This window comes from Wolbachia endosymbiont (group A) of Anomoia purmunda (assembly GCF_947251545.1).
Lineage (GTDB): Bacteria > Pseudomonadota > Alphaproteobacteria > Rickettsiales > Anaplasmataceae > Wolbachia.
Window position 1 is genome coordinate 1132924 of record NZ_OX366362.1, and the last position, 12527, is coordinate 1145450.

Below are 12527 nucleotides of genomic sequence, written 5' to 3' on the forward strand. Positions count from 1 at the left end.
CTAAAAATCTTCATATTCCAAGCACCGTTTGAAGTAGTGCCATCTGATCAACACCATTTATCTTTCTAATCATATTTTCAGCATCGATTTCTATTAACTCATTACCACCTATAGTAAGTTTATAGTAATGAGCAGCTACAGTACACTTCAGCGTTGCTTTTTCAGCAGGTTTCCAGTTACCAAAATCAAACTCTTTAAAAATGCCTCTTAAATTGATTATTACTGCTTCAATATCATTACTACCACTCCCTTGCATTCCACCTCTGAGTGTCAAAGAAACTGAATTCCCATTTATTAGACCAAATAGCCTAAAGAGTTCTGTATCGTATTCAGAAAAAGTGAAATCTGCTTCAAGCTTTTCCATGCCCATATCAATATTTATTGGAATATCCATACCACCAGCTCTGTACTCTTCGGTTTTTATGGTAAGCTTCGGCAAGGTTATTTCATCTATTTTTCCTGCATAACCCCGGCCATCAACAAATACGTTAAAATTTCTCAGTATTTTCGGTAACACTTTGCTTTCTCCTAACTTATTACACTATTATTTACGAGATGAGATTTGAATGTTATTTGCTCAGCCGGATATGGTAGTGTAAATTCGAAATCAAAATATACTTTCCCGCTTGCAATATTTGTTGGTGTATTGAGCTCTGGAGTTGCATAACATTTTCCGCTAATAATCGCTCCTTGTACTTTTAAATTGGCCAAATAAGAATTCACCCCCTCAATCACATCATCTATATAAGTTTTGGTGATATTGCGATCAACTGCCCATAAATGAGCTCGAAGTAGACTATCATTGATTAAATCTGCAGTCCTTCTCACTGACAGAAAAGCCCATTTTGAGTCATTTGAACATGTTCTATTTCCCCAAAGCCTATAGCCGTTTTGATGAATTATCGTTGTTACTTCATTTTCATTTAAGTGGTTTGCTCTGCAATTTGCATAACCTAAGCTAAAATCAATAGGCCTGCTTGTGCCAACAATACCGTTTATTTCTTTATTTGAAGGTGAATGCCAAAATCCTTGTTCGCTATCTAGTTTCGCTATTAAACCAGCTACAAATGGGCTAGACGGCAAAATTTCTTCTTTTCCTTCAATAAACACCTTAACCCATGGGTCAACAACGTAAACTCTTGAGCTACCTACACTTTTTCTCCATTTTATGGCTTCTTCATCATTGGTATTTGGTCCATCTGCAACTATTATTGCCCTTAGCTTTTCTGCTACTCCTATCAAAGCTGCTACTACTGGGTTTTTAGGATTTTCAGATTCAGGCAATTGATGAGTAAACTGAGGTGCAATTAGTATTCTAGGTAGCACATGAACTATACTTTCACTGCTGAGAAATGCCTCGATTCCCTGATATTCTCCGGTTTCTTTATCAACACCGCCAATTATATTTTGAATAGTTTCACTTTCTTTGAGCTTTGAATCGCTGTTTTCACTTTCTTTAACTCTAATAACTACTACTGTTGCCCCAATTTGGGAAAATATTCCATTTACTGCAGAAGGTAAACTTCCACTCTTTCCAAGCTTTGCTGCTTCCTTTAAGCTTCCTGCTATCAGTACTGGTTTATTCAGTGGAAATTTTTGCTCATCAGCTTCAGGGGCAGTACCAATTACACCTATCACTGATGATTTAGCTGTACGTACTAATCTTGCTCCTGAAGTTACCTCAATAACCTTTACTCCGTGTAAAAATTCTTCTGGCATTTCTTCCCTTTTTAACTTTCTTGCATTTTTTTCCTGAAATCATCGAGCAAAGTCTGTAGCTCTTCTTCACTTTTGACTTCTTTAATTTTCTTCTTGGCGATGTCTTCCAATTCTTCACATTTCATTATTTCTTTTACTGCTTTTTTTGCCTTCTCTTGAATTATTTTTGCCATCTCTACTACTGAAATTCCTCTCACTCTTGCTAAAGGCTCTATAATTGCTGCATCCTTCTCATCTATAGATTCTTGTGTTGTTAAAATGTTCTCCGCGGTTTTTGCTTGAATCTCGTACGACTTAGCCTTTTGATAAGAGTGCCCTGAGAATCTACTAGTAAAGTTATTAAAATGAGTACGAATATTGTCAAATGCACAGAGCTTCGCATTATCCAGTGACTCCTTTTGTATATCTTCTTTAGTACGCTGAGCAATTTCTCCTCCTTCCGTTAGACAATAACTCTTTTGCCATTCAAAATTTTCTGGCGCTTCATACCAATCATTTCCAGCTGGTTTGCTTTTAAGCGTCGTTGTTTCTACTTGTTTGTTATGTTCAAATCTAATATAAATTGGCATTGGTTTTCTCCGTTTTCTAGTATCAATTCCAGATTTTGTGGGTGGCATCTAATCCTGGGCATTGCCAAGCCCTGAGAGTCCTTTCCACATCTACTTCAAGTCCTGTAGTTAGAAAATTGCTACGTATGTTATAAATTCCCCACTGAATAAATTGACCATAGTTGTGTACATAATTTGACGCAAGCATACCTTGACTAACTTTTGTTCTGGAATACAGGTAAGATGATGTGTAAAGTAATATTGCAACTGTTTTTCCTGCTGGAATCTCCACATTACCAGATCCGGCTAACTTGCTATCAGAACTCGTGTATTGGTAAACATTTTTCCATACTATTTTCGAAATTCTTGATTTATCGGTATTGTCTGGCGTTCCCACAAATAATCCTACACCCCCATACTCCGTACTCGAGTATGATGATCCAACAAATTCTATTGTTTTATTTATGTTCACATTTGTTGTATTTTTTACAAACACTACTCCAAGTGCAGCATATGGGTAATAGTATATCTCATCGTAACTACCAGAAAAACTTTTTGTGCATAACTCTCCATAAATAAATGTTCCTTTATTTCCCTCTATAAAACTGAGTTGTCTTGGCCGATAAAAACTAACGTAATCTGTATCGTATGTATGGCTACCTGCTAGTAGTTGCAACATATAGTCTGTTTTTGTTATATCACTACTCCACTTTCCAAGCTCTGTCATAAAAGTTCCGTGGCCAAAGTAATTATTTTTTCTGCCAAGTACACCAAATAAGAAAGGTAATGACCCTGGTTCAACCATATTGCGCTTTCTTATTTCATTTATAAGAGACGCTTTTAACTGTTCATCCCGAGTTTTTATCTCATTTATCAGGGATGTTTTTAATTCGAGTTTCTATTTCCCTAATGATTGATGAGCCAGATGGTACATTATTAACAGCACGAAAATCTTCTACTAAACCTTTAAGACCATCTTTATGACTGTTACTAATGCTATTTATTGCTGCAATATTGGCATTCTTTCTCGTATCAAGTAGTGATAAATTTGTTGTTCCTTTTTCATCAATTCTCTTTAATAACTGCTTCTCTGATTCAGAGATCACTGCTAAAGAACTAGCTTTTTTAGTATCCAGATCAGTTAAGTGTTTTTTTGTACTATCAAGAAGTTCTTTTAGCTTACCATCTGTCATCTGTACAATTTCAGAAACTGCACTTTTGTCGACTATTGATTCCAATGCTTTAGCAAGATATGCAAGCTGATCTGGTGTACTATTTGCTGCTAAATCCTTAAGTCTTGTTTGTAGTGCATCAATTATTTCTTTTATTTTAGCCATTTGCACAATATTGGAAATAGCTTTTTTATCTGCTATCAATTCCAGTGATTTTGCAAGATATGCAAGCTGATCAGGTGTGCTATTTGCTGCTAAATCCTTTATCCTTTGGTGTAACGCTTCTATTGCTTCTTTCATTCCCAAAAATTCAAAAAAGTTTCAAATCTAAATCGTTTAAAATTATTTTTTAGTTCATCTTCTCTTTCGGTGATATCTTCATCTATTTTTTCTATAGCTCTTCGAATACGTACTACATCTTCCACCGCAATATTTTTTGGATGAGGCAAAGGATATCCTCGTTTGGTTTGGTCAATATTCATTATGTTACTATTACTCTAAGATTTTTGACTTTAGGACGATAAACAACCGTTCCACTTAAAACCAATTTTACCCTCGTCTCATTAGCACTAAAATTTGATAGTACATGAGTTCTCTCCACCCAGCTTTCTCCAATTGGTTTTCCTGATATTAAATTTACTAATTGCCATTTTTCTCCTCCTCCCACGTTTTTCTCTACATAAGTTTTAATGTCTGCAGTGCCAGGTATCAGCGCATCATATGTTATAGTAATTTTGGTGTTAGCTCCTGCTGTAATGCTTCTTGTAACATAATCTCCGGACTCTGAAAGATTACCCATAACTAACTGTAACCCAGGATATAGCACTGGACTTTTTTCTTGCCCTCCTTTTAGGCTTACTTTTATCGTTAGTTCCCCATTTATTCTTTCACGCAGTGCAAGCGGCAAGTTATCAGAAAGAAAATTTTCTTTTCCCTCTTCATCTGTTAAGATAAACTCTACATTGGTATCAAATGCTACCTTTTCAACATTTGTTAAAACTATTAAATCTGAAGTATTGTTTGCTGTAACCTTTCCCAGATCAATAACGTGAGAACTTTCGGTAAATTTTGCAGCTAGTAATCGAAACGTTAAATCTAAATTTTGATGTGGAGTCCAAGTACTTGCATTGCTAGATGACAGTAATACTCCTACTTGATAAGGCTGGCTTGTTACCCACCTGCTATTTACCGAATCATATTTTCCCAGCTCTGCAATTTTTACTGCAGTATCTGCATCATCGGTAAGTAAAACTATCGCATATTCTCTGCTAGCTTCACACCAGACAGGAGACCAAGTAATACGTGTTGCTGTGCCATCTATCTTTATACCTTTTGGCTCAATATAGCTTTCAGCAATGACAGTCTGCGAGGGCATTCCCACTGCTGTTTCTCTAATCTGCACAACAACACGTTTTTTGCCTTTATTTATAAACCATAGCTCCACGCCTCCTATGTGTCTGCTCTCATTTAGCGTAAATGTTTGGGCTAAAGGATCAACTCTTCTTGCTGCGATAACTCTTCTTCTTTCCTCTATGGTAATTGTTTTTTTACCAGTATAAGTTGCTTCTCCATAACTGCCTTTATCACCGAAGAACTGCACTAACTTAGTCCCAGCAGGAATGTTTCTTGGTACAGTAAATCTTCCTTTTATTTTTCCTCTGTTATCAGCAATAAATGTTGCGATCATGTTTTTCTTTCAAATATTTTCTATGCTTGAGGTTGAATAAAAATTCCATCAAACTTTAATTCCTTAAGCTTTTCACCAGCTGCAAAACCTTCAATCTCAAAATTTTGAGTTGCTTCTCGCATAAATTCAGTTTCGTATGAGGTACTTGACAGCAGCTCTGTTGTTTCTTTAACATTAAATACTCTGGTTACTGGACTTTTCCAATTTGTTTTTACCTCCGTCCAGTGATCAATATTTTTATTTAAAGTAATTTGTGCTGGTACTGGATCAAAAGCTTGATACGGATTAATTTTTTCACTTTTAGTCTGTAAAAGCTGTTCCAATACCGGCTCAAGTTCATACGGCAAAAGATATCTTTCCCCACCTTTTTCAATATCTGCAACTTCTACATCTATTGGCAGAACTAGCTCTCTATTTACTATTGCTGCAGACTGTGAAATTCCTTGATCACGCATATCATCATCAAAGAATGGGTCAACAAATACTCCTTTTTTGGTGGTAGGTTCTCTTGAATTTGCATCACTGCGTAAACGTTCCTCTGCAACTAGCGCATAAAGATCATTTATTCCTTTTTTCATTGCTTCAAGCTCATTCATCGGTACAGCATGAATAGCATTATTCACTATTTTTACCCCTTCTTTTTCGCCTTTTTTCCACGTCTGATGAATGTAGCAGAGCAAAAGTTGTCCAGAGGGGGCTTTAGGCATCGATGGTCGCCAAGGGTGAGCTATGCCTTTTATCCTTCTTATTGCGCCTTTTGCATCTATAGTGATTAAATCATAACGTGGCATTTTCCAGGTGTAATCAATCAAAACCAAGCTGTTATCAACTGCTCCTTTTACTTTGCATCCCTCTTCACTTATATCTTCAGGACTTACATGAGTACGACAGCGATAGGTTATCAGGTAACTACTTCCAGGAGCTGGCTCTTTACCTGGTAGTGACCAATCAACGTTTCCTGCGTTTAGTTTATAATCTATGCTGTTTTCATAAATAACATTGCCTTGTTTAACTTGAATAATCTCAAGTACTGCAGAGTCAGGTATCGGATCAATAACTCCAGAATATGAACCGTGAGTAATTGTAATTGTTTTTTGAATAGTTATATCTACTTTTTTGATTTCACTGATTGGAAAATCATTAACCTTCAGTTCCATTACCCTTTGGCTATTTGGCTGAAAAGTATGTGGTTCTGATTCAACTGATTTTATATTAGGATCTTCATCAAAAGAAACACGAATACTGTGAGGAAGTTCAATCTCATAGCCATCAACATGAGCTTTGCCCTCATTAATCACAAATATTTCTCCTATGATTATTGTCCAGTAGAAATTTCAAATTTTGTGAAATCTTTAAAAACCCAGTCATTTTTAAGAGTATAGAAAATAGTTATAAGAAATTTCCTAGCAGTAGCAGTTATAGCTTTAGCAGAACCACGCTTCTTTTTTATATGTTCATAAAAACTTTTCAAGTAAGGACTGTAACGTACAGCAATCCAAGTACATTGAACTAAAGAAGTACGCGCTATTTTTGACCCTCGTTTGGTAATTCTTCCAATTGTACATTGCTGATTAGATTGAGAAACTCTTGGTACAACTCCAAAATATGCAGTAAGTTTCTCAGGTCTACGGAAATCATTAATGTCTCCAATTGTTGCAATAAAGACAGCTGCAGAAATTGGACCAATTCCCTTTATGCTGATAAGATTGCTGAACCCAGGAAGTTGTTTAGCAAAAGCTATAATTTCCTTTTCAAGTTTTTTAAGGCTTTCTCGGATAGCTTCTAAATGATAGCTAATCACTTCAATTTCAACTTTTTCTAAAGGCTCCCAATTATGCTTTTGAGTAGCACGCTCAAATCCTACTTTAGTTGTAAGTACTTCTTTTTTAATTTTTATTCCATGATAATTAAAAAGACCATGAACTTTATTGATTAAAGATACCCGTGACTTTACTAACTGATCTCTCGTTTGAAGAAGAGAAGCTAACTGCTGGCATTGTTTGTTTTTGCACCTTGCCTCAGGCAACATATCTTTGCTTAGAAAGAAAGCAATAGCTCGCGCATCATGCTTATCTGTTTTGTTCACAGAGCGACGAACAACTTCAAACTGTCCAGGAGCAATTATTACTATGCGTTTAACGTAAGGTGAAACTGCATCATAAAAGAAACAGCTGTTACCTGTTGCTTCTATGGCTACTTCATATGTTTCTTGAAGATCTTTGGTGAAATTATCCAAGTCTTTTAAGCGAAACGTTTGAATATGCTCAGGTTTCCCTTCTTGTAAGTAACAAGCAGTAAAACTATTGGTATGTAAATCAACTCCAATGTGACGCATATTTTTTCCTCCAATTGCATATTTCAATATATCAGAGTAGAATATTGCCGGTTGTTCCAAACTCCTATACGAGGTCATCACATTTTGTGAGCCTCACGATGATTTTCGGTGGCAGGAGCAGTTAATCTCCCCCACGAAGTCTTTTTTCTACTCCCTGGGCAGAAAGTGCTTCAGAAAAACATCCAACCTGCCACCTATCCACTCTGAGAAGTTATTATCTTCTCTTGCTTCCAACCAAGCAATACTTATTCATACCATCTCCCCCCTCTATATTTTTGTACATCTTCTGGATTAAATCTTGAACTTACAACTTGTTCATCATTTAATCTTTCTCCAATTTTTGGAAATATGGTACTCTCTATCAGGTGCTTCTTGACTTGCTCTTTATCTATGTCTTCCAATTTTTCAGTTACCTTTGTGATTTCTTTAATTATGAAGTCTTTTGAATGAACTAATAATGATGTTTGTTTAGGCAGAATTGCAACAATAGGTCTTGCTACAAGAGGAGTGCTTTCCTTCAATCTTTCCTTATCAAGATTCTGCTTCAACTTTCCTTCTTGCCTTGCAAGTTCCTTACTTAAATCTTCTTCACTTAGATCCAAATACTTAAGTAACTTTTTTAGCACAAACAAACCTTCATTAAACCTATCAGGTCCAAGCTCAAATTTATTATGATACATCATTACAGTTTGAATTGTCTGCAAAAACTCCTGAGAACTTTTTCCACTCAGTTTAGCAAGGTTTTTAGCTTCTACAAATTTCAAAAGCGCGCTGTATGAAGTAGACTGATGAGTTACATCCATATCACGGCGTGTATAGTTCGGACCACTTGGCTCCAAACAAACAATGTTCGGGATTTTCACATTTTCATCACTTTTTTCTTTATTAATCTTCTTACTTCTGATTTCATTCCATAACACTGCATCAGTTGCTTGTTGATTTTCATCAGATAAAGATCTTGTATCTCCTGAATACTTGAATATTACATCTTCTTGTTCAGGATTTATTACCCAACCAGCAACCAAAGACTTGTGATGGTCAATACCAGATCTACCAGAACGATGATCTGCAGGAATACTAACGAAATTTACTGTTTTGTTTGTTCCATCAATATCTTTGGTAACAGAAATTTTTGTATACCACTCCACTTCTTCCACTTGATTAAATCCAAAACCCTTGAATAATTTTTTATCTCCCATAGGTACAAATACCTTCGGTTGAGGCCAATGTTTTGTTTTATAATATTTTAATAGTTTTTTTAACGAATTTTTGTCTACATGATCACGGTGATTGTGTGAGATTATGATAACATCAATTTTAGGTAACTTTTCAATGTTAGGGTGAGAGGTTATTTTTTCTGGATAAAATAACCTGCTTAAACCGTTAAATACTGGATCTGTCAAAATATTAAATCCAGGAATTTGAATTAACTGAGTTGCATGACCCACATTTTGGATGGCGTATTTCTCTCCCACCTGTAAATCTTGAATATCATCAAACTTATAAACTTTATCTTTATTTTCTTCTTGAGAAAAGTAAGATAGTTTATTCTTCACAGCCTTTGATATAAATGGGGCAAAAAGACTCCTAAGTATCCTTTTAATTTGTGTCTCTATAAAAATCCTCAAATCATTTAATGTACTTTTATTGCCAAGATTAGTAATGTACCTACCCTTAGTTTTTCCAGTGCGTTCAAATTTTACATCCTTAAATTTGTCTTGTAATTCATCAATGTAATTACAATCAACATGAGCTTGGTGCTTTTGAGAACTTACCACAACATTTACCTAACTATGAACAAAACGTTATGGTATATCATATTTTCAAATTTTTAGCAACTAAAGTCCATATTCCTCCCACTTCTCCGTGACTTTTCTTACTATTTCCTCACTCATCTCAATTTTCTTTTCCCACTCTCGTTTGGTTTCAGGCGGAATTTTGTTTGTCGCATCAAATCCCATCTTACCTCCAAGTCCACTTTCAGGGGAAGCAAAGTCTAAATAATCAATAGGTGCATTTTCTATCATGATTGTGTCACGCACAGGGTCCATTCTCGTTGATATTGCCCACATCACTTCCTTCCAATCACGTATATTTATATCATCATCAACAACGATAATAAACTTCGTGTATAAAAACTGCTTTAGAAAAGAAATTATGCCCATAACAATTCTTTTTGCCTGCCCTGGATAGGATTTTTTTATCGACACTACCGCTATTCTATATGAGCAACCTTCCGGCGGCAGATAAAAGTCCGCTATCTCTGGAAATTGATTAATAAGAATGGGCACAAAAATTTCATTGAGTGCTTCACCAAGAATCGATGCTTCATCAGGTGGCTTGCCGGTGAAAGTGCTGAGATAAATTGGATTTTTACGCATAGTAATTGCAGTAATATTAAATTCAGGAAATTGCTCAACAGAATTATAGTAACCAGTGTGGTCTCCATATGGTCCTTCATCTTGATATCTATTGAGGCTCACATAGCCTTCCAGAACGATTTCCGCGTGAGCTGGTACTTGAAGTGGAACAGTCTTACAATTTACAAGCTCAAGCGGCCTCTTTCGCAGTAGTCCAGCAAATTGGTATTCTGACAATGTTTCTGGCACTGGAGTTACCGCAGCAATAATCGTTGCAGGATCACTACCGATCACAGCAGCAGCAGGAAATTTCATATCTCTGCCTTCTTCCTTCCAACGCTTATGGTGAGTTGCGCCACCCCTGTGTGCAAGCCAACGCATTAGTGTTGTTTTTTTATCTATAACCTGCATACGATATATTCCAAGATTAAAATTATCTTGCTTTTCTTTCGTGGGTCCTTTCGTTACCACAATCGGCCAGGTGATAAGTGGTGCAGGTTCATTTGGCCAGCATGTTTGAATGGGCAGTAGACTTAGATCCACTTCATCTCCGGTTAGCACTACCTCTTGACATGGAGCCTTGCTCACGACTTTGCTTCGCATCGATAACACGACTTTCAACAAAGGAAACATTTTTATAGCATCCTTAAAGTTTTTTGGCGGCTCAGGTGATTGCAAAAATGCTAAAAGTTTACCAAGATCTCTTAGTTCATCAGAATTTATGTTCAACCCCCATGCAATCCTCTTAATAGTACCAAATAAATTCACCAAAACAGGAATCGAATTTTTACCATTTTCTGTGACAACATTTTCAAAAATGATCGCTGGCCCTTTGTTTGACAAAACCCTACGGTGAATTTCTGTCATTTCAAGAACTGTTGAAACTTCCTCCTTAATCCTAATCAGATCTTTTTTTTCTTCTAAGGCTTTGATGAAGTCGCGTAAGTTGTTGTACATATTAAAATTTAAAATAACTTAAAACAAGTCTTCTAGTGTAATCACATGATGTATCGTATCTTTTAGATATTGGTTCTCAGAAACTCCATTTGCAGCAATTAACACCCAGAATATTTGCTTCTTTGACTTCGTTTTTTCTCTATAAACTGCTTCTTTTCTTTTTAATTGTTCGACAAATTCCTTTGTTACTGTATAAGGTTTATCACTATATTTTATCTCACAGAGCATTACACATCCATCTTCTCGATCGAAAACTAGATCTATTTGAGCACCAGACTCTTTACTGTATTTTTTCGGTTGATATTGCCAATCTCCACATATAACTGCTATATGCTCTATATCTAATTTTTTTCTAATTACATTGGCATGTTTAAAACACACTGCTTCAAGTGTTTGCCCTGTCCATGTTTGCCAAGCTGGTTTCTTTATTGCTAACTCCCAATAGTGAGCATCACTTATTATTGCCCTTTTTGTTACTTCCTTAAACGGCTCAATCCACGTTAGATAAAATAATACATATTCGTCCATTACCCTGTAATATACTCCTCTCTTTCCCTTGTTCAATGGTAAAAAACCACCAATAAATCCTGCTTCTTCTAAACTCCTTAATTTAGCAGTTAAGCGACCACCCTCAGTGATTTTAGTCGTTTTTATAAGTTCTTTTCTGCTTATCCCTTTTGGCTTTTTTGCAATCGCACGAATGATATTTAGATATGTCTCTGGCTCTTCATACAAGGAGTGAAACAACATATCAAATTCATCAAATAACAAACCACCCTTCTGAAAACAGATCATATTAATGTTTTGTGCTGCTGATAATCCTTTACTTACTTCCTTAAGGTAATCTGGTATTCCTCCAATAGCCATATAGATCTGTAATATCTGCTGGTGATTAAGGTTGATTCCTAAATATCTTAGGTACTCTTTAGTTTCACGTAAGTTAAAAGGCTGCAAAGGTATCCTTGCGGTAATGCGGTTATGCAACCCCCCTTTGGTATAAATTATATTTTCCAACATCCAAGAAGCTGCTGAACCACATACAACCAAGATAAGCTTCTTTCGGTTTGTCCAATGTATATTCCAAAAATATTCTAACGTTTCTAGAAAACGAGACTTTCTCGTAGCTAACCATGGAAGTTCATCAAAAAATAAGACAATGTGTTCATTCTCATGTGTGTTATCAATAGCAAGTGTTAATTGTTGTAATGCATCTAGCCACATTTCAGGCAAAGCCATTTTTGCACCTTTATAAAAAGTATTTGATAATGACTGTGTAAAAATTGCAAGTTGTTCCTGCATAGTACCATTATTAAGACCTGTTTGTTCAAATAAAACATCGGCATGTTTACTGAAAAATTGTTTTATTAGGTACGTCTTACCTACACGACGCGGACCATACACTGCAATAAACTCAGCAAATGGGGAAAAGAGAAGCTTACTTTCTAGAATGGCTATTTCCTTTTCTCTACCAATTATTGGTTCACTCATATAATTTACCGCCGCATTTGTTAGCATTATACACGGCGGTTATAAGATGATCAACTTTTTTTTTACCGCCATGTTTACAGTTGTTATACGCGGCGGTAAAAGATAGAGCATCTCATAATTGGCTATTCTGACGGTAGTTTGGTCACTTGCATCACCAAGTCTTCTGATGAACTTTGTGGTAACGTGCTTAGTTTTCATTGTATGTAAAGTTTGTATTCGAGGCAAAACCGGCTATAAAATACACTTGATATAAATGTTTTT

The 12527-nt window shown here is 35.9% G+C and carries 9 protein-coding genes and 2 pseudogenes; all 11 read right to left on the minus strand.

Features of this window, described 5'->3' with window-relative positions; all coding sequences use genetic code 11:
* Window positions 1-10 precede the first annotated feature (10 nt).
* The 11 genes and pseudogenes from OPR57_RS05935 to OPR57_RS05990 all read right to left on the minus strand — a co-directional run bounded on the left by OPR57_RS05935 (window position 11) and on the right by OPR57_RS05990 (window position 12266).
* A complete protein-coding gene (locus OPR57_RS05935; protein WP_264706158.1) occupies window positions 11-517 on the minus strand; it encodes a phage major tail tube protein in 507 nt (168 codons plus the stop codon).
* Between the two features lie 11 nt (window positions 518-528).
* Window positions 529-1719, minus strand: a complete 1191-nt coding sequence (locus OPR57_RS05940; protein WP_265036267.1) for a phage tail sheath subtilisin-like domain-containing protein — start codon at window positions 1717-1719, stop codon at window positions 529-531.
* Between the two features lie 11 nt (window positions 1720-1730).
* Window positions 1731-2288 (minus strand): hypothetical protein, encoded by a 558-nt coding sequence (locus OPR57_RS05945; RefSeq protein ID WP_265037578.1) that lies wholly within the window; start codon window positions 2286-2288, stop codon window positions 1731-1733.
* Between the two features lie 22 nt (window positions 2289-2310).
* A pseudogene (locus OPR57_RS07875) lies at window positions 2311-3739 on the minus strand (hypothetical protein).
* Window positions 3736-3921 (minus strand): hypothetical protein, encoded by a 186-nt coding sequence (locus OPR57_RS05960; RefSeq protein WP_265036270.1) that lies wholly within the window; start codon window positions 3919-3921, stop codon window positions 3736-3738. The pseudogene OPR57_RS07875 and the gene OPR57_RS05960 overlap by 4 nt, the downstream one beginning before the upstream one ends.
* Window positions 3921-5126, minus strand: a complete 1206-nt coding sequence (locus tag OPR57_RS05965) for a hypothetical protein (RefSeq protein WP_265036271.1) — start codon at window positions 5124-5126, stop codon at window positions 3921-3923. Before OPR57_RS05965 ends, OPR57_RS05960 begins: the two co-directional genes overlap by 1 nt.
* 20 nt (window positions 5127-5146) lie before the next feature.
* A pseudogene (locus OPR57_RS05970) lies at window positions 5147-6433 on the minus strand (DUF4815 domain-containing protein); the annotation flags it as partial.
* Window positions 6434-6441: 8 nt separating this feature from the next.
* Window positions 6442-7461, minus strand: a complete 1020-nt coding sequence (locus tag OPR57_RS05975) for an IS110 family RNA-guided transposase (protein WP_265037507.1) — start codon at window positions 7459-7461, stop codon at window positions 6442-6444.
* Window positions 7462-7706: 245 nt separating this feature from the next.
* Complete coding sequence (locus tag OPR57_RS05980; RefSeq protein WP_265036272.1) at window positions 7707-9239, minus strand: MBL fold metallo-hydrolase; 1533 nt, start codon at window positions 9237-9239, stop codon at window positions 7707-7709.
* Window positions 9240-9299: 60 nt separating this feature from the next.
* Window positions 9300-10778: a UbiD family decarboxylase gene (locus tag OPR57_RS05985; protein WP_265036273.1), complete on the minus strand. Its 1479-nt coding sequence runs from the start codon at window positions 10776-10778 to the stop codon at window positions 9300-9302.
* Between the two features lie 18 nt (window positions 10779-10796).
* Window positions 10797-12266: an AAA family ATPase gene (locus OPR57_RS05990; RefSeq protein ID WP_265036274.1), complete on the minus strand. Its 1470-nt coding sequence runs from the start codon at window positions 12264-12266 to the stop codon at window positions 10797-10799.
* Window positions 12267-12527 lie beyond the last annotated feature (261 nt).